Source organism: Citrobacter sp. BIDMC107, from assembly GCF_001037575.1.
In the GTDB taxonomy this organism is placed as follows: domain Bacteria; phylum Pseudomonadota; class Gammaproteobacteria; order Enterobacterales; family Enterobacteriaceae; genus Citrobacter; species Citrobacter freundii.
In genome coordinates this window covers 1-19,583 of record NZ_KQ089848.1, presented here as the reverse complement: position 1 = coordinate 19,583, position 19,583 = coordinate 1, and the positions used below count along the sequence as shown (strand labels likewise).

The 19,583-nt window shown below is 46.8% G+C and carries 14 protein-coding genes and 1 pseudogene; 9 read left to right on the top strand and 6 right to left on the bottom strand.

Annotated elements, in window-relative coordinates; all coding sequences use genetic code 11:
• Positions 1-66 precede the first annotated feature (66 nt).
• Genes fdnI through fdnG form a run of 3 tightly spaced genes read right to left on the bottom strand, consistent with a single transcriptional unit; the run spans position 67 to position 4,661 of the window.
• Positions 67-723 carry a formate dehydrogenase-N subunit gamma gene (fdnI, locus tag SK39_RS00075; RefSeq protein WP_003020054.1) on the bottom strand — a complete coding sequence of 219 codons (657 nt, stop codon included), beginning with the start codon at positions 721-723 and terminating at the stop codon, positions 67-69.
• Positions 716-1,600, bottom strand: coding sequence for a formate dehydrogenase N subunit beta (fdnH, locus tag SK39_RS00070; protein WP_003833024.1), 885 nt, complete (start codon positions 1,598-1,600; stop codon positions 716-718). Before fdnH ends, fdnI begins: the two co-directional genes overlap by 8 nt.
• A gap of 13 nt (positions 1,601-1,613) precedes the next feature.
• The gene (fdnG, locus tag SK39_RS00065) at positions 1,614-4,661 is read right to left on the bottom strand and encodes a formate dehydrogenase-N subunit alpha (RefSeq protein WP_096890184.1); all 3,048 of its coding nucleotides are present in this window, start codon (positions 4,659-4,661) and stop codon (positions 1,614-1,616) included.
• Positions 4,662-4,948: 287 nt separating this feature from the next.
• Here fdnG and yddG point away from each other — a divergent pair, with 287 nt between their 5' ends.
• The 3 genes from yddG to SK39_RS00045 all read left to right on the top strand — a co-directional run bounded on the left by yddG (position 4,949) and on the right by SK39_RS00045 (position 7,897).
• Positions 4,949-5,830 (top strand): aromatic amino acid efflux DMT transporter YddG, encoded by an 882-nt coding sequence (gene yddG / locus SK39_RS00055; protein WP_003020082.1) that lies wholly within the window; start codon positions 4,949-4,951, stop codon positions 5,828-5,830.
• A 460-nt stretch (positions 5,831-6,290) separates the two neighbouring features.
• On the top strand, positions 6,291-7,373 hold the full coding sequence (ompD, locus tag SK39_RS00050; RefSeq protein WP_003836220.1) for a porin OmpD: 1,083 nt from the start codon (positions 6,291-6,293) through the stop codon (positions 7,371-7,373).
• A gap of 83 nt (positions 7,374-7,456) precedes the next feature.
• Entirely contained in the window at positions 7,457-7,897 is a 441-nt protein-coding gene (locus SK39_RS00045) for a GFA family protein (protein ID WP_003836219.1), read from the top strand.
• A 3-nt stretch (positions 7,898-7,900) separates the two neighbouring features.
• On the opposite strand, the gene SK39_RS00040 is transcribed toward SK39_RS00045, so the two are convergent.
• Positions 7,901-9,385: an MFS transporter gene (locus SK39_RS00040; protein ID WP_003836218.1), complete on the bottom strand. Its 1,485-nt coding sequence runs from the start codon at positions 9,383-9,385 to the stop codon at positions 7,901-7,903.
• 116 nt (positions 9,386-9,501) lie between these two features.
• On the opposite strand from SK39_RS00040, the gene SK39_RS00035 reads away from it, so the two are divergent.
• Both SK39_RS00035 and SK39_RS00030 read left to right on the top strand, forming a co-directional pair.
• Positions 9,502-10,080: a TetR family transcriptional regulator gene (locus tag SK39_RS00035; RefSeq protein WP_016150258.1), complete on the top strand. Its 579-nt coding sequence runs from the start codon at positions 9,502-9,504 to the stop codon at positions 10,078-10,080.
• Between the two features lie 211 nt (positions 10,081-10,291).
• Positions 10,292-11,038, top strand: a pseudogene (locus SK39_RS00030) (MFS transporter); the annotation flags it as partial.
• 288 nt (positions 11,039-11,326) lie between these two features.
• Here the strand turns inward: SK39_RS00030 and SK39_RS00025 are convergent.
• Together SK39_RS00025 and SK39_RS00020 are read right to left on the bottom strand one after the other, a co-directional pair.
• Entirely contained in the window at positions 11,327-12,349 is a 1,023-nt protein-coding gene (locus tag SK39_RS00025) for an IS110 family RNA-guided transposase (protein ID WP_009652586.1), read from the bottom strand.
• Between the two features lie 84 nt (positions 12,350-12,433).
• A complete protein-coding gene (locus tag SK39_RS00020) occupies positions 12,434-15,448 on the bottom strand; it encodes a Tn3 family transposase (protein WP_046051740.1) in 3,015 nt (1,004 codons plus the stop codon).
• Positions 15,449-15,607: 159 nt separating this feature from the next.
• On the opposite strand from SK39_RS00020, the gene SK39_RS00015 reads away from it, so the two are divergent.
• From SK39_RS00015 to SK39_RS25175, 4 genes are all read left to right on the top strand, one after another.
• Positions 15,608-16,174 carry a recombinase family protein gene (locus SK39_RS00015; protein ID WP_046051739.1) on the top strand — a complete coding sequence of 189 codons (567 nt, stop codon included), beginning with the start codon at positions 15,608-15,610 and terminating at the stop codon, positions 16,172-16,174.
• A gap of 84 nt (positions 16,175-16,258) precedes the next feature.
• The gene (locus SK39_RS00010; RefSeq protein ID WP_048216464.1) at positions 16,259-17,452 is read left to right on the top strand and encodes an SIR2 family protein; all 1,194 of its coding nucleotides are present in this window, start codon (positions 16,259-16,261) and stop codon (positions 17,450-17,452) included.
• Complete coding sequence (locus SK39_RS00005) at positions 17,442-19,202, top strand: ATP-binding protein (protein WP_046051737.1); 1,761 nt, start codon at positions 17,442-17,444, stop codon at positions 19,200-19,202. The genes SK39_RS00010 and SK39_RS00005 overlap by 11 nt, the downstream gene beginning before the upstream one ends.
• Positions 19,203-19,217: 15 nt before the next feature.
• Positions 19,218-19,430, top strand: coding sequence for a KTSC domain-containing protein (locus tag SK39_RS25175; RefSeq protein WP_075261940.1), 213 nt, complete (start codon positions 19,218-19,220; stop codon positions 19,428-19,430).
• The last annotated feature ends 153 nt before the right edge of the window (positions 19,431-19,583 follow it).

Sequence of the window (19,583 nt, the reverse complement as noted above, 5' to 3'; positions counted from 1 at the left end):
GACGTTTTTTTGGCAAAAAAATGGCGCTACCGATGTAGCGCCATTGCGTAGAGGGAACATCAGGGATTAGTTAACCCCTTCCTCGCTCTCTTTTTTCGCTTCTTGTCTTTCAACTTCGCGATACCAACGTGGGTGATGTTTCTTCGCCCAGCGACGGCTCACCTTCCCTTCAACCATGCCTTTAATCGAACCTTTCACCCAGAATGCCATATACATATGGATGAGGATGGCGTGCATCAGGATAATCCCCGCCGCCGCATGGATCAGCAGGCTATAGCGCACGACCTGCATTGGGAAGAACTGTGCAAAGTATGGACGCCAGATAATAATACCGGTAATCAGCAGCACGAAAATCATGCTCATGATCGACCAGAACATCATTTTCTGCCCGGCGTTGTACTTGCCCACATCCGCCACTTTGTGTTCATTGCCTTTCAGCACTTCCACAATGTTTTTCAGCCACGGAATATCTTTTTTATCCGGGATGTTGTGGTGCACAAAGCGCACAAACATGAACATTAGCGCGACGAAGATCAGTATGCCGAAGAACGGGTGCAAAATGCGTCCCATCTGCGGCGTACCGAAGGTTTGCGTCAGCCATTGCAGAGTCGGGAAGAAGAACGAAATCCCAGACAGCGCCACCAGGAAGAAGCAGATCACCACCGTCCAGTGACAGGCGCGGTCGATAAACTTCGTGCGCACAATCATTTTCGACTTACTCATGATGATCCTCCTCGTCGTCGTCCACTTCCTTATTCGGACCGATACCAATGTAGTGGTAAATCAGCCCGGCGAAGGTGGCGATAAATCCGGCAGCGGCCAGCGGTTTCAGCGCCCCTTTCCACAGATTGATAGAGGTATCGATCTGCGGATCTTTCGGCAGGCCGTGATACAGCTCCGGCTGGTTGGCATGATGCAGAACGTACATAACGTGCGTACCACCCACACCTTCCGGGTTGTAGAGACCGGCGTGTTCGAAACCGCGTGCTTTCAGTTTTGCCACACGCTGTTCGCCCATTTCCAGCATTTCCTGCTTGGTGCCGAAATGTATTGCCCCGGTCGGACAGGTCTTCACGCAGGCAGGTTCCTGCCCGACGCTGACCCGGTCGACACACAGCGTACATTTATACACGCGGTTATCCTCTTTATTGAGGCGCGGAATATTAAATGGACACCCGGCAATACAGTAGCCGCAGCCAATACAGTGTTCTGACTGGAAATCGACAATCCCGTTGGCGTACTGGATGATTGCCCCGGCAGACGGGCATGCCTTCAGGCAGCCCGGATCTTCACAGTGCATACAGCCGTCTTTACGAATCAGCCATTCCAGCTTGCCGTTCTGTTCGGTTTCGGTAAACCGCATCACCGTCCAGGACTTGGCGCTGAGATCGGCGGGGTTGTCATACACCCCGACGCAGTGGCCAACTTCATCGCGGATATCGTTCCACTCTGAGCATGCCACCTGACAGGCCTTGCAGCCTATACAGGTGGAAACGTCGATCAGCTTCGCGACCTCGGCTTTGTAATCACGGGCCTGAGGTGGCGGCGTGATGGAGTTTGTTGCGGACCGTTTGATGATGTCCTGCGTTTCCATAGACATATGTTCGCCTCCCTTACGCCTTCTCGATGTTAACTAAAAACGCTTTGTATTCCGGCGTTTGCGAGTTTGCATCACCGACATTCGGCGTCAGGGTGTTGGCGATAAAGCCTTTACGCGCGACTCCTTCAAAGCCCCAGTGGATTGGGATCCCAACCGTTTCAACCTGCTGACCGTTGACGTTCAGGGTACGCAGACGACGGGTCACCACGGCAACTGCGCGAATAAATCCACGTTTACTGCTAACTTTCACGTGATCGCCGTTGTTGATCCCTTTTGCTGCCGCCAGCGTTTCGCTGATTTCCACAAACTGCTCTGGCTGGGCAATCGCATTCAGCAATGCGTGCTTGGTCCAGGTATGGAAATGTTCGGTCAGACGATAGGTCGTCCCGACGTACGGGAAGTCCTGTTTCGTGCCCATACGGAGTTTATCCGCCTCGTACAGACGCGCTGCCGGGTTGGAGATCACATTCGGGTGCAGCGGGTTAGTACCCAGCGGCGTTTCCATCGGCTCGTAGTGTTCCGGGAACGGACCTTCCGCCATCTTATCGATAGCAAACAGACGCCCCAGCCCTTCCGGCTGCATGATAAATGGATTGGTGCCACTGCCCGGTGCCGCGGTATTGAAGTCCGGGATATCGTTACCCGTCCACTTCGTACCGTTCCACTGGATAAGCATGCGTTTTGGATCCCACGGTTTACCCTGTGGATCCGCCGAAGCGCGGTTATACAGCACGCGACGGTTCAGCGGCCATGCCCAGGCCCAGCCCAGCGTATTACCCAGACCTGACGGATCGGCGTTATCGCGATTGGCCATCTGGTTGCCCTGCTCGGTCCAGCTACCGGTATAAATCCAGCAGGATGATGACGTAGAACCATCATCGCGCAGCAACGCAAAGCTGTTGAGCAACTGACCTTTCTTCGCAACCAGTACACCGTTGGCATCATAGAGATCTTCCAGCGCATAGCCGTTGTTCTCTTTCGCCACTTCCTCTGAGTGCGGTTCGTCCGGCTGCTTATAGTTCCAGCTCATTTTCAGAACGGGTTCTACAGCTTTACCGCCTTCAGTGCGATACATGTCTCGCAGACGGTGGTAAATACCGGCCAGAATTTCGCCGTCGTTGCGGGCTTCGCCCGGTGCGTCCTGACCTTTCCAGTGCCACTGCAGCCAACGGCCGGAGTTGGCGATGGAGCCGTCCTCTTCCGCAAAGCAGGTAGAAGGCAAACGGAAGACTTCGGTCTGAATCGACGCAGGATCAACGTCGTTTGACTCGCCGTGGTTCTGCCAGAACGTTGAGGTTTCGGTCACCAGCGGATCGATAACCACCAGATACTTCAGTTTGCTGAGGCTCTGCACCACTTTGTTTTTGTCCGGGAAGGACGCAACAGGGTTAAAGCCCTGACAGATGTAGCCGGTGACTTTACCGCTATCCATCATGTTGAAGTATTTGATGACGTCGTAGGACTGATCCCACTTCGGCAGCCACTCAAAGCCCCAGTCGTTTTCTTTCTGTGCAGCATTGCCGTAGAAAGATTTCATCAAGCTGACGAAGAACTTCGGATAGTTGCCCCAGTAGTTAACCTGATCGGCCAATGTCGCTTTTGGCGTGTTCGCGGCCAGATAGGTTTGCAGATCTGTCTGTTTCTCTGACGGCAGCGTCAGGTAGCCCGGCAGGCTGGTAGAGAGCAGACCTAAATCGGTTAACCCCTGAATGTTGGAGTGACCGCGTAAGGCGTTGACACCGCCACCTGCCATCCCCATGTTGCCGAGCAGCAACTGGATCATCGCCATGGTGCGGATGTTCTGTGCCCCGACGGTATGCTGAGTCCAACCCAACGCATACAGGAACGTGGTGGTGCGATCGGCTGCGCTGGTGGAAGCCAGCACTTCGCAGACTTTCAGGAAGTCTTCTTTCGGCGTACCACAAATGTTTTCCACCACATCCGGCGTGTAGCGGGAAACGTGCTGTTTTAGCAGGTTCCAGACACAGCGAGGATGGCTTAACGTTTCATCGCGTTTCGCGTAGCCGTTTTCATCGAACTGGTAGTTCCAGGACGATTTATCATATTGGCGTTTGTTTGCGTCATAACCGCTGAACAGACCGTCTTCGAAAGCAAAGTCATCCCGCACCAGCAGGCTGGCGTTGGTGTAATGCTTAACGTATTCAGCGTTGATTTTGTTGTTTTCAATCAGGTACAGCAAGACGCCGGACAGGAACGTAATGTCCGTGCCGGAACGAATTGGCGCATAGATATCCGCCACCGAAGCTGTACGTGTAAAACGAGGGTCAACAACAATCAGCGTGGCATCATTGTTGTTTTTTGCTTCCATCGCCCAGCGGAATCCCACCGGATGTGCTTCAGCGGCGTTACCGCCCATCACCATCACGACGTTAGCGTTTTTAATATCAACCCAGTGGTTGGTCATCGCACCGCGACCAAATGTTGGAGCAAGACTTGCTACCGTTGGTCCGTGTCAGACGCGCGCCTGGTTGTCTACTGCCAGCATGCCGAGTGAGCGCACAAATTTTTGCGTCAGCATACCGGTTTCATTACTTGCCGCAGATGCACACAGCATCCCGGTTGAAAGCCAGCGGTTTACCGTTACGCCCTGCTCATTCTTCTCAATAAAGTTGGCGTCACGGTCAGTTTTCATCAGCTTCGCGATACGGGTGAATGCTTCATCCCAGCTGATACGCTGCCATTTGTCGGAACCAGGGGCGCGATATTCCGGGTAACGCAGACGGTTTTCACTGTGCACGTAATCCAGTAATCCAGCGCCCTTAGGACATAATGCCCCGCGGCTCACCGGATGATCCGGATCCCCTTCAATATGGTAAATCGACTCTTTGGCGTTTTTTGCTCCATCTCCCAGGCTATACATTAATAGCCCGCAACCTACGGAACAGTATGTGCAGGTGTTTCGGATCTCTTTGGCGCGTAACAGCTTATAGTTTCGCGCCTGAGCCAGTGCCATTTTGGGTGCAAAACCCAAAGCGGCCACTGTAGTTCCCGCCATACCGCCCGCGCAGATTTTAAAAAATTGTCTGCGGCTGACGTCCATTGCTTTCCTCTTTTTTGCAGGGGTTCGTACAGGAAATCTCTCAAATTGCGCCAGCGCGGCAGTCTGAAAGATGCCATGTACAACTTCGCGACGAAACTATCAGCTATATCCATATTTTTTTTGCGTCAAATCAATAACGAAACGGTTCCGCTACTAAATAGTGCACTTTGTTTAACTCTTGTACCCATAAGGGAGTATGGGAAAGGCAATTAATTAGCGCGCTACGGTATAAAAGTGCTATAAATTTCAGCTTAAATTTTTGCCAGTACCATGGACAGACAATCAGAATGACAAAACAAAAGGCAACGTTAATTGGGCTCATTGCCATCGTGCTCTGGAGCACGATGGTCGGACTCATGCGTGGGGTAAGTGAAGGACTGGGTCCTGCGGGCGGCGCAGCAATGATTTTTTCCTTAAGTGGTCTGTTGCTGATATTTACCGTCGGCTTTCCGAATATCAGAAAAATTCCTGTGCGTTATTTAATCGCTGGTAGCGTGCTTTTTGTTACCTATGAAATATGTTTAGCGCTGGCTCTCGGTTATGCGGCTACTCGTCACCAGGCTATTGAAGTCGGTATGGTCAATTATCTCTGGCCAAGTTTGACAATATTGTTTGCTATTTTATTTAATGGTCAAAAAACAACCTGGTTGGTAATCCCTGGATTAATTATCGCATTGACCGGGGTTTGTTGGGTATTGGGTGGTGAAAACGGTCTTAACCTTGATGAAATTATCAGCAATGTTGCCAGCAGTCCGCTGAGCTATTTTCTCGCCTTTCTCGGCGCTTTTATCTGGGCAACGTATTGCACGGTGACCAATAAATATGCAAAAGGCTTTAACGGCATCACCGTGTTCGTTTTACTAACAGCCGCAAGTTTGTGGATTTACTATTTTATGACTCCGCAACCAGAAATGATATTCAGCACTTCGGTGACTATTAAAATGTTCTCAGCGGCATTAACGTTAGGATTTGCCTATGCGGCGTGGAATATTGGCATTTTGCATGGCAACGTGACCATCATGGCCGTAGGATCCTATTTTACCCCTGTGCTCTCTTCTGCACTGGCTGCTGTGTTACTCAGTGCACCGCTTTCGCTATCTTTCTGGCAGGGCGCACTGATGGTCTGCGCGGGTTCGCTACTTTGTTGGCTGGCAACGCGCCGCGCCTGAAAAAAAACCGGGTTTTATCACAAACAAATAAAACCCGGCTATACTTTAGACAAATTGGTGAATAATAATTGTTCATTCTACTTGCGATTTATGTTTGTATTTGTTTAATTAAATGTTAAATATATGGTAATTAGTTAACACGCGAAAATATTATGCGGTTATCTATATCCCTTCATATGCATATATTACACATGCGGAACTAACGCCATTTAAATCATAGCCCTGACAATAGTCCCCTACGTAAATATACCCATTCAGATTTGTCACATATAAAGATTAATACAATCAACCATATTATGTAGATCTGGATCACACAACTTCAAATATTTCGCAATATTATGAAACTTATTATTGAACTTATACCACTGCGTCATTTAAAAATAGTTTGCCATTGACGAACCCCTTCGTTTAGCAATGGTTTAGGAAACACACCAAGAAAAAATTATAAGGATTATTTAGAATGAAACTTAAATTAGTTGCAGTGGCAGTGACTAGCCTGTTGGCGGCAGGTGCGGTAAACGCAGCTGAGGTATATAACAAAGACGCAAACAAACTGGATATCTACGGAAAAGTTCACGCTCAGCACTACTTCTCTGACGACAACGGCAGCGATGGCGACAAAACCTACGCGCGTCTGGGCTTCAAAGGTGAAACTCAGATCAATGACCAGCTGGTTGGTTTTGGTCAGTGGGAATATGAATTCAAAGGCAACCGTTCTGAATCCCAGGGCTCTGAAGCAGACAAAACTCGTCTGGCATTCGCTGGTCTGAAATTCGCTGAATACGGTTCTTTCGACTACGGTCGTAACTACGGCGTGGCCTACGACATCGGCGCATGGACCGACGTCCTGCCTGAGTTCGGTGGTGATACCTGGACCCAGACTGACGTATTCATGACTGGCCGTACTACTGGCGTTGCAACCTACCGTAACACCGACTTCTTCGGTCTGGTTGAAGGTCTGAACTTTGCTGCTCAGTACCAGGGCAAAAATGACCGTGACAACCTGAAAGAAGCTAACGGTGACGGCTTCGGTCTGTCTACCACTTATGAGTATGAAGGCTTTGGCGTAGGTGCTACCTATGCGAAATCTGACCGTACCGACAAACAGTCTGTCGGTAACGGCGGTTTCATGGCTTCCGGTAAAAACGCTGAAGTATGGGCCGCTGGTCTGAAATATGATGCGAACAACATCTACCTGGCAACCACCTACTCTGAAACCCGCAACATGACCACCTATGGTGGCTCCGGTGTTACTGGTATTGCAGATAAAGCACAAAACTTTGAAGTAGTTGCTCAGTACCAGTTCGACTTCGGTCTGCGTCCGTCCGTTGCTTACCTGAAATCCAAAGGTAAAGACATCAACGGTTACGGCGACCAGGATCTGGTTGAATACGTAGACCTGGGTGCTACTTACTACTTCAACAAAAACATGTCCACCTTCGTTGATTACAAAATCAACCTGCTGGATGACAACAACTTCACCAATGCAGCGAAAGTGTCAACTGACAACATCGTGGCTGTTGGTCTGAACTACCAGTTCTAATTTTGTTGTAGTCAGAATACAAAGCCAGTCCTTCAAGGGCTGGCTTTTTCTCTTGATGTAGACTCGGTCATAAGGAGTATGCCGTGCAGACATTCACTGGTCGTTGTCTTTGCGGACAGAGTCATTTTACCGTCGACGTCGAAATGCTGGATGTCTATGCCTGCCATTGTACGCTGTGTCAGAAATGGTCTGGCGGCATCGCCATGTATCTGGAAGCCAGCGCTCACCCGCTGATGTCACCAGAATCGGTAGAACCTTCGCACTTTCCTTCCTCAAATCGTGGTGAACGGTTCTTCTGTTCCGGCTGCGGATGCCCACTGTGGTTTACGTTGACGGACAGCGATCGCTACTTTATTCCGTGGACACTTCTGGAGCTTAATGAGGTAGATCGCCGCCGCCTGATATTAGCAGCAGAAATCTATACGGAAACACAGCCTGCGTTCTGGAGATTGACGGGGCAATACGCTCGACTGAGTGGGAAAGAAGTCGAAGAGATGGATTACCCCTGTCATTTAGCTCACTAGTTATTAACGTTGTACCTTTGCCAGACTGAACCACATTCCTATCGCTAATACGATAAGCATGCTGCCGGCGCTGCTTAAGGCCACGCTATGTGACCAGGTGAACGCTTCTCTGGCAGCCGTCAGCAATGCCTCACTCAGTGACGACGGGAGCGAGTGCGCCAGTTGTACCGCCTCCCCCATTGACGATGAGGCACGTTCCATTTCCTGCGGATTAAGTCCGGCTGGCGGCAGAATCGATGCAGAAAAGCTACGGCTCAACAGCAAACCAAAGATAGCGATCCCAAGTCCGGCTCCCAGTTCATAAGCCATTGTCTCGATGGCACCCGCGGCCGCGGCTTTTTCCGCAGGTGCTGCTGCCATGATAGCCGCTGTTGAAGCCAGAAGCGCACTGGCGGCGCTGAAGCCGAGCAAAGCCATCAAAATCCAGGCTTGTACCTGTTGACTACTGAAATCCGTCATCGCCAGGCCGTAAAAGCTAACAGCGCTCAGCGCCATACCCGCAGTCGCCACACAACGTAATCCCAGACGTGAAACCAACATACCGGCAATCGGTCCGCTGAAACCACTTGCCAGCATCACCGGCAGCATGAACAACCCTGCCTGATACGGTGTTAAGCCGTGGACAAACTGTAGCTCCTGAGCCATCAGTAACTCGAAACCCACCAGCGTTATCATCGCGGTCATCGCCATCACTACGCCACTTAAGATTATGCGATGCGTGAACAACCGCATATCAATCATCGGGCGGGCTGCCGCAAGCTGGATGCGGACAAACTGCCACAACAGCAAAGCGCCGGTTAACAGCGTCAGGGCGATGGCAACGGTCGCCGTATGCCCTTTCAGTGCGGTTTTGGCGCTGTAAACCAGCAGCAGAATGGCAACAATCAGCATTATCGCATGACCAAAATTTAACGATTGATCGCGACGTCCAGCCTGACGCGGCACTAAGCGTGCGGTTAAGGCCATTACCACCAGGACAATCGGTACATTAATTAAGAATACTGATCCCCAGTAGAAGTGCTCCAGTAGCATCCCGCCAACCAGTGGGCCAAACGCCGCACCGCCGGAACCAACCGCGGCCCAGACGCCGAGCGCCATATTACGATGCCGTTGCTCAGCGAACGTGGCGCGAATCCCCGCAAGCGTTGCCGGCACAATCATCGCCGCGCCAATCGCCAACACGGCCCGGGTGACAATCAGCCAACTGGCGCTATGAGCAAAAGCGGCCGCCAGTGATGCCAGACCAAACAAGCCTCCACCTAACAGCAGCAGGCGTTTAAAGCCGATGCGATCGCCCAGCGCGCCCATTGGCAATACCATACCGGCCATTACCAGGGAATAAATATCAATGATCCACAGCAGCTCGTTGCCACTGGCGCCCAGCGTCATACTCAGCGTGGGCGCGGCAACGTGCAGCACCGTTGCATCAATCGCAACAGGGATGTAGACCAGCACAATAATCACTAACGTTAACCACTGACGAAACATAAAACTCCCTTCAAAACTGAAACTGGACACACGTCCAGGTTCGGCGATCCTACGGAAATTTGAACGTATGTCCAACTTTTTGTTAGACTGCGTGCTAAACGGATATGGGAGGAACGATGAGCTATCTAAATCGGGATGAACGTCGGGAAGTGATTCTGCAGGCGGCAATGCGCGTCGCGCTTGAGGAAGGATTTACCGCCATGACGGTGCGGCGTATTGCCACGGAAGCTCAGGTGTCAACCGGCCAGGTGCATCATCACTTTACGTCTGCCGGCGAGTTAAAATCCCTCGCTTTTGTGCAACTGATCCGTACTCTTCTGGATGCCGAACTGGTCAGCGCAAACGCCAGCTTCCGTGAACGGCTGCATGCCATGCTGGGCAGCGAAGATGGCGGGTTCGAACCCTATATAAAACTATGGCGTGAAGCGCAGGTTCTGGCGGATAAAGATCCGGAAATCAAAAGCGCTTACCTGCTGACCATGCGGATGTGGCACGAAGAAACCGCCGCTATCATCTCTCAGGGACAGAATGCCGGTGAGTTTTCTCCAGGCCCGGATGCTGCCGATGTGGCGTGGCGTTTAATTGCGTTGGTATGCGGTCTGGATGGCATCTATGTATTAGGCATTGAAGAAATGGCCGATCCTGCATTCGAACGCCACCTGGATCGTATGATTACGTTAGAGTTAGTTAATTGATGTTATAGATGAATTAATAATACATCTTTTATATTTACAATTGGTAACACTTAAGCAACGTGTAATTCCCTCATCACGCCGCGTTATTGCGCTTTTTTATCTATTCTTTCAGTCAATATTCCCAAAACTTTTCAATAGTTTCTAAAAGAACTCGCGCGGCGCTGTATGCGTTTATTTCTTTTTCATGAACGGCATGTGCATGGAGAATAATATGTCAGCATCAAATGAGAAAAATAATCGTTATCTTTTAACTGACTGGAAACCCGAAAATCCTGCCTTTTGGGAAAACAAAGGTAAGCACATTGCCCGAAGAAACCTCTGGATATCAGTGAGTTGCTTGCTGCTTGCGTTTTGCGTCTGGATGTTGTTCAGCGCTGTTGCTGTCAATCTGAATAAAATTGGTTTTAATTTTACCACCGATCAACTGTTTTTATTAACGGCATTACCTTCTCTTTCTGGTGCAATATTGCGCGTTCCCTACTCCTTTATGGTACCTATATTTGGGGGGCGCCGTTGGACCATTTTTAGCACCGTCATTCTGGTTATTCCCTGCGTCTGGCTCGGTTTTGCCGTGCAAAATACCGCTACTCCGTTTGGCGTATTTATTATCATTGCGCTGATGTGTGGGTTTGCTGGCGCTAACTTTGCCTCCAGCATGGGCAATATCAGTTTTTTCTTCCCCAAAGCGAAGCAAGGCAGCGCACTAGGCATTAACGGTGGCCTCGGCAACCTCGGTGTCAGCGTGATGCAGTTGATCGCGCCGCTGGTGATCTTTCTCCCCATTTTTACCTTCCTGGGCGTGCAGGGCGTACCACAAGCTGACGGATCGTTACTGTCACTGGCCAATGCCGCATGGATTTGGGTGCCGCTACTGCTGATAGCGACCGTGGCAGCGGGCATAGGAATGAACGACATTGCCAGTTCGAAGGCCTCAATTGCCTCCCAGCTACCGGTCCTGGGGTTTGAGGTCCAATGGGGCGAAAACCTACTATAAGGGCTTCCCCGAACAGTCAACGCCGGTTTTTAATTTCTGTCTGTTCATCAATGAAGGGCAAGGGATAAGACTGCGCTACTATAAACGGTCACGTTGAATCTCTATTGATTCGGACCCTGATGAAAGACGCTCGTGAGATCCTCCTTCGCTAATCGGATAGGGATATCCAGTAGGATATGCAGATACTTCTCACGGGGGTCTAACCCTTTACCATCAACGAGTTGCAGTTCAGTTACTACACAGTTAAATTTTTCATGTTGCCGAATACAGTTTGAAGTCATCGCCGTAATGTAATGATGCCCAGCACAACCTCGCATTCTTGGCAGCGATTGCAACGACAGCACGCCAGTATCCCCGCCTGCCAATCAACGAGCAGACCCAACGGCTAAACGAGTCCGTTCTATTCTCTGCCCCTATCATCACAGAACGAGCTCCCTGTACCAGCAGCGTTCTCAGATATGAATCACCGGCTTTCGTTATTCTGCCAAGCTTTGATTTTCCACCACTGCTGTATTGCGATGGCGTTAACCCCAGCCAGGCTGCCAGTTGGCGCCCGTTTTTAAAATCATGTGCGTTGCCAATACTGGCGACCAGTGCGCTCGCTGTTGTGGGGCCAATACCTTTCAGTTCCATTAACTGCTGGCTGCGATGGTCTGTTTTGGCCACACGAGATAATACCCTGTCATATTCGGCGATTTTTTCTTCAATATTAGTTATATGAGCCAATAGATCATCAATGCAAAGCCTGACCTGTACTGGCAGAGTTTCCCTCTGGTCAGAAACAATATGACGTAGAGCATCAGTGCTTTGTGGGGCGATAATCCCAAATTCGGATACCAGACCCCGAAGACGGTTATACGTTGCCGTTCTTTCCTGGATAAATCCCTGCCTTGTCCGATGCAAGCACTGCATTGCCTGCTGACTTTCGTCTTTGACGGGTACAAAGCGCATATGCGGCCGCTGCACAGCCTCACAAATAGCTATTGCATCAGCTGCATCATTTTTCCCGGTCTTACCCGCCATGCGATAGGGTGAGACAAATTTTGGGGCCATCAACCGGACATCATGGCCATACTGCCTGAATAATCTTGCCCAATAGTGGGCACCCGAGCAGGCTTCCATTCCAATTACACAGGGAGGTAAACCTGCGATGAGTTCAGGAAGTGCTGCACGTGACACCTTGGGTTTAACCAGAACTGCTTTACCATTTTGGTCAACGCAGTGAACTGCAAACACATTTTTAGCAAGATCGATACCGACAGTAGTGATGGTCATAACGAATCTCTCTGGGTCAATATTTACCCCATGATTGCACGAAAGTTAATCAGGTGCATATCCAGGGGAAGTCCCTTCCATTCGCTAAGAGTCTACATATTCATTAACATGTTGATTTAAAGGCCTTAATTCACCATTCATCACGTTTTCAGACAAGGTGAATGAGTAATGCCCTAACATATTGATATGACCGTGCATCAGCGGTGATAATCTGGATATATCTTCTTCGTTAATTTCAGTAGGCTGGCTATCTGTATTAATATGTCCAAGGGCTTCCTGCATATACAGCGTATTCCATAAAACAACAGTATTTGTTACCAGTCCCAATGATCCAAGTTGATCCTCTTGCCCTTCGCGATAGCGTTTTCTGATTTCACCACGTTGACCATGGCAAATGGCGCGAGCCACACTGTGTCTCCCTTCACCCCGGTTTAGTTGCGTTAGTATTCGGCGACGATAATCTTCATCATCAATATAATTCAGCAGGTATAGCGTTTTATTTATTCGCCCAGCTTCAATGATGGCCTGCGCCAAACTAGACGGGCGCGTGCTCTTCAATAAACTACGGATTAGCTCTGATGCTTGTACAGTTCCCAATTTAAGAGAACCCGCAATCCGCATCATATCGTCCCAGTTAGCCTCAATCAGTGCTAGATTGATGCAACCACGGGCCAATTCATCGAGAGGGCCGTAATTCGCATTTTTATCCACTCGCCAGAAAACGGCATCTCCGGCATCCGCCAGACGTGGGGAAAACTGGTATCCCAACAACCAGAACAGACCGAATATCAAATCACTGGCACCTGCTGTATCAGTCATAATTTCCTGTGGATTTAACCCCGTTTGCTGTTCAAGTAAACCCTCCAGAACAAAGATTGAGTCTCTCAACGTACCTGGGACAACAATGCCGTGAAAACCAGAAAACTGATCGGAGATAAAGTTGTACCAGGTAATTCCACGATCAGAGCCAAAGTATTTTCTATTGGGTCCGGCGTTAATCGTTTTTACTGGCGTAACAAAACGCATACCATCAGCAGATGCGACCTCTCCACCACCCCATCGCTGAGCGAGACTGAGCGTAGCCTGGTAATCAACCAGGCGAGCATTCGCTTTGATAAGGGTTTCTGACCGAAAATAATTTTGTTTCACCCAACTAAGACGATGCCGGGTTAATGATGGAATATTGTGCTTAATTAATGGTTCAAAGCCAATGTTGCAGGCTTCTGCCAGTAATACAGCACAAATGCTGATATGCAGATCTTTCGCTCGCGCATTAGACTCGCTGACATGAGTAAATTCTTCGGCAAATCCTGTATGGGCATTGATTTCCAGTAAGAGCTCAGTCAGATCCACCAAAGGTAAAAGACCTCTGACTTGTCTGTTGAGAGCTATCAGACTTGGTGATTCATCCAGTTTCTCTAGGCTGCTGATAGTCAACGTAGGATGTTTCCCCCCGTATTCGATATGGACTGACGCATTATCATCAAAGCTATCAGCTACCGCTTTCCAGGCAAAATCTAACTGCTGAGCAAGCTTTTCTGTTGCCTGCTGAGCATTGACAGGGTGGCCTAATGCTCGACAGACAGAGACGCGTTGAGCTTGCCATTCTGTCCCTTGTAATAGCTTTGACCGTGGATCTCCCCAACGATCGCTATTCTCAAGATAAATATCCCGCCGCCTTAATGCATCCTGAAACCGCTCAAGTAGACATAGTGAATAGCCAGGCCGTCTTACTCGGCCTTCTTCGTCAAAAACCAAACGCTTCCAGGGGCCGGTAATAATATTTTTTGGAGCATCGTCAAGGATGTGCTTTCTTGAAGCGCCTAGCGACGATAAATAGTTAAAAGCTGCCAGAGTATGTTCTCCCGCCGGGGCGGCCAGAAAAGTTAATTCCCGAAGAACTCTGGGTAGAAAACGGCGAACGCGCCCATATTGTTCAATCATTTCATCTTGGAAATTATTGTCTGCCGGTCGGGCCAACTCATTGACCATTTTTACCGACTCAGCCAGTCTTTCTTTGGAAATGCAGGAAAAAATTGATTTTCGGAGGTGGGAATCATCAGTTACCTCATCCAGCAGGAGTGCACAGGCTTTTGCCAGTATCAACGAAGAGCGGTCCAAATCCTTCAACGTCCTCAACCGCTTCTTTTGCCCTGCTTTTTTAGCCTCTCCCGCAATATTAGTGATTAGCATATCCAAAACATCGATGGCTTCATCCAGCGCAATGACCTCCAATGATTTAACAAAGGCAATAAGTATCGCTGTACGTTTCTTCATGGGGATACGAACTATCTTTTTTACCGAGGTTACATTGGCATAGCGAGCAAGACTTTTTAGCTGAGCCGGTGGAAGGCCTGTAAAATCAAGTTGCTGAAAACCCAGTTGGTGCAATTTGTTATAACGATCAAGTGCATCGTTAAATGCAGGACTACTGACTGTCACAGGACCTTTTTTCAGTTGCTCGAACATGGATACTCTCTGACCTTCACTAAAGCTCAGTAATTCATCCAGTTGTCGTTTCTGTTCATCATTGGGCAATGCCAGTAATCTTTGCCAAAGACGGTTTGCTGCTCGTTCGCGGATTTCGGTGATCACTCTGGAGAGTGTTGTGGTTCCTGGTAATAAAATTTTATGCTGTACCAGCCATGCGGTGGCGAAATCGAACATCAGGCTGGGGCGTTCATTGCTAATCCAGGCTCGGGTATACAGCAACCGGTTCAATCTGAATGTCCACGGAAACTCCCCGAACTCATGATAGTGATAATATTTTTTGATTTGAGCATAATGCTCCCAGCGGGTTGGTTCTCGTTTTGCGTATTCAGCCAGAATATCAGTCCGACTGATTGAAAGCTGCGTGGCAACAAAGGTTTGTACATTGTGCGGAACCAGAGCCAAATCAGGCAGGAACGCTCCTAAAAATCGGACGGATGTTAGTTGAAGGGCTATACCAAGACGGTTTTGGTCCCCGCGCCTTTGTGCGATGAATATCAGGTCATTTTCATCCAGAATAAAATAACGGGAAAGTTGTACCTCGTTCGGCTCTGCCGCATAACGCCCATAATTTTGCTTCTGCTCTTCAGTCAAAAAATCGATAGGCATCCAGCACTCCTTGCGTAACTATGACTTAGGTCTATTTTTAACTATCTCAAATGTTATAAGTTTTGAGACCACTCAAAACGATTTCAAACATGAGTATCAAAAATCGCGATTTATACTTTATGATACTACGCAGTATCAATATCGATTTGTGAGACCAATATGGCATTACTGGGATATGCAAGAGTATCAACCAGCCATCAGAAACTGACGGTACAGATTACGGAGCTGAAATCTGTAGGTGTCAGAGATGACCGGATTTTTACTGATATGATGTCAGGAGCCACGGATGAGCGCGAAGGGTTACAACGGCTGCTTGCCCGTGCAGAAAAGGATGACATCATTATTTGTACCAAAATGGATCGGCTTGGCCGCAATACCGTAGACATGATCCACATTGTTGATGCTTGCTATAAAAAGGGAATAGCCATTCGTTTTCTGGAGAACGGACTAAGTACAGAAGGAACTATGGGGAAAATGGTGATTCAAATTTTGGCGGCTGTTGCAGAAGCAGAACGAGAACGTATTCTGGAACGCACTAATGATGGCAGAATTGTTGCTATGGCATCCGGTGTCAAATTTGGACGGAAACCGCACTCGAAAGCAGCACTTGTCAGACAACTTATCAATCAGAAGCTATCAGAAAAAATAATTCTAGAAAAGACAGGGGTTTCTCGGGCTACTTATTTTCGGTTAAAAAAATCGGAAAACAATCAGAAATCATCATAAAGATAATATTAACCATGATTTAAAAAGAATTATTCTAAGCAGAGATCAAGTCATACAACAAATTATGATAGGGAATTAAAAGCTATGGAAGAAATAAACCTACTTAAAGAAATTCGTGAGCTAAAAAGTCAACTATCCTACGCTAAAAATATTGGTTTCTTTATGGGGGCTGGTACCTCCTGTGCTTTAGGCTTGCCAAATATATCTCAATTGACTATTCAAGTCGAAAGTGCATTAACCGGATCATTGTTGGATTATTTTAATGTTATTAAAACAGACTTATCGAAGCCTGATGAAACAATTAGCATTGAAGATATTCTTAATCAGATAAGACGGATTCGCGAAATAACTGAAGAAAGGCCTGATAGAGAATTCCTCGGGGTTTCTGGCATAAGCGCGTGTGATCTGGATATTGAAATTTGCAAAAATATTTATAATCTAATCACGGAGAAAGAAGTTAGTGCTAATCTGACTGCTCCAAAGAAATTTTTTGCGTGGTTAAACATGCAAAACAGAGATTTTTCGAAAGAGATTTTTACTACAAATTATGATCTGGTAATAGAAAAATCTCTTGAAGCAATTCGTGCGCCGTATTTTGACGGTTTCGTTGGTTCTTATGAACCATTTTTTTGGCAAGAAAGTGTCGAAACACTTGTTCGTAGAAATGATCTAACTCAGAACTGGATTCGATTATGGAAGATACATGGTTCTCTTAGTTGGTTTTGGAAAAAAAGAGAGAATCTGAAGTCGCATAAAGTTATACGCCTTGGGAAAGTAGATAAAATTGAAGAAGAGAAAAATGAGATAGTCATTTACCCATCAAAAGAAAAATATGATCTATCTCGTAGACAACCTTTTTTAGTTTACTTCGACCGCCTTAAAAACTATTTACTAAATGGTGAGCTTCTATTCATTTTCACCGGATACTCATTTTTAGATCAGCATATAAATGAAATTATTTTTAATTGCTTGAGGCAAAACAACAGGCTTAGTGTTGTAGTCTTTTTTTATGCAGACAGTGAAGTTAAAAAATTGCATTCCCTTTCGGCAGGATATCTAAATCTATCTGTATTCGGACCAACAACTGCGATTATAAACGGAACATTAGGGAAATGGTCCTTTGACCAATCCGAGCTAAAAAACAAAGAAAAATGTGATAGTTTTTGGAATGCTGAAGGTGAAAAATTCTTGCTTGGTGATTTTAATTATTTGGTTGAGTTCTTAGTTGGTAATTCTGGTCGTAGTAGTGAGATTGAGGTATCTATAAATGAAGACTGATTCTACATATTTAGGAAAGGTTATTCGTGTGGATTCCAGTACTGTAGAGGTAGAAGTTTCATCAGAAATACCTTCCGCTGCGCCAATAATAAATGGACGATTGTATAAAATTGGCCAGATCGGCACATTTGTAAAAATGCCAATGGGAAATATTACTATCTACGCTATCGTTGCTGCGGTAAGTGACAGACCGTTCACAGATAGTAGCGATGATGAGTATAGAGTAAGCTCAAAATTTCTTTCAGTACAACTGATTGGCGAAAAAATAGGTGACAGTGAGTTTGAAAAAGGAGTGGGTACTTATCCTACAATAGGTGATGAAGTACACCTTGTAATCGAACACGACTTATTTGCAATTTATGGTGAAAAGGATGCCGGTTCCATTGAAATTGGAAAACATTCTTCATCTGAAAATTTAGGTGTTCATGTAGATACTCATAACTTAATTTTACGTCACTGTGGTATTTTAGGCTCAACAGGTAGCGGGAAATCCAATACTACCGTCAGTATTTTGAAATCTATTCTACATGGTTACGTTGGTTCAAGAATTATATTGGTTGACCCACACGGTGAATATGCTTCTGCATTTCCTGATGCCAAAGTACTTCGAATTAATGAAGTAGCATCCCCATTGGTGATACCATTTTGGCTTATGACCTTTGAAGAACTTGCCTATTTTCTTGTAGGTGCTGATCATCGCGATGAACAAAGAATAGAATATCGTTTACTGAGAGATCTTGTAACAAAGCTTAAGAAAGAAAACTTAAATTTAAAAGCTGGGATTGTTAATGAAAATCTTATCACAGCCGACTCACCTATTCCTTTTAGCGCTAGGCAGCTATGGTATGAGATGAATTGGTTACTTAATGCATCATTTTCTTCTGCAAAGAAAGATGAACAAACTAGAGATACAGCAAATGAACTGGCTGCTGGGGATGCAGAAACATTGACTCCGGCAACCTTTGAAGCATATGTAATGGGAAATACAGCTCCATATAAATCTCAACACGCAGAGTATTTTTCTTATGAAAAAAAATTACTTTCTCGACTCAGAGATACCCGATACGATTTTCTGTTCAATCCAGGTGATTACAAAACAGCAGATTCTGAAAAAGATTTGCATGATTTACTAGCTGACTGGATAGGCTGTGAGCAGCGATTAACAATACTAGATCTTAGCGGTGTACCATTTGAGGTGTTAGATATAACCATAGGCTTGATTACAAGATTTGTTTACGACAGCATGTTCTGGGGGCGTAAAGAGTCATATACCGGTAAGCAAAGGCCAATACTCTTAGCATTTGAGGAAGCTCATACGTATTTAGGGAAAAATGACAAGAGTAATTATTCAAAAGCCGCAGTTGAGAAAATATTTAAAGAAGGGAGAAAATTTGGCGTAGGAGCGCTAGTCATTTCTCAACGCCCCTCAGAGTTGTCAGAGACTATAATTTCCCAAATTGGCACGTTGATAGCTCTTAGGCTTACCAATTCAAGTGATCAATCCATAGTGAAATCATCAGCCCCCGATAATCTAAATAGTCTTATGGATCTTCTTTCATCTTTGCGTATAGGTGAGGCAGTTATTTCAGGTGAGGCTATAAAAATTCCATCTAGAGTTCGATTGAAATTGAATCACCCAAGACCTACAAGTGAAGATCCAAAGTTAATTGAATGTTGGACAAAAGCATTTTCTTTCGATGCTGATAATTATAAAATTGTTGTAACTAAAATACGTGAACAGAAAATATAACCAAAGGAGTGTAAAATGGAACGAAGAAGTATTTCATCAAGCATGATTCGTAGTATTGGGTACGACGAATCTATTTCTACATTAGAGATTGAATTCAATAGTGGTGCAGTATGGAATTACCATGATTTTCCTATTACATGTTGGTATGAATTTGATGGAGCAGAATCGCACGGTAAATTTTTTCATAGCTTCATAAAGAATAATTATCGAGAGTCTCAAGTGGGATAACCTATGAATGAACTGTCACCGAAGCATAATAAAGGTCGGTGGCAGTCACAATTAGCGTCTTATGGTAACAGCACAACTCATTGTTTAAAAAAAATTTGAATTTGGTTTCCTATCGCTTAGCGTAGGTTTTCGCCCCATTGGACCTCAAACCCC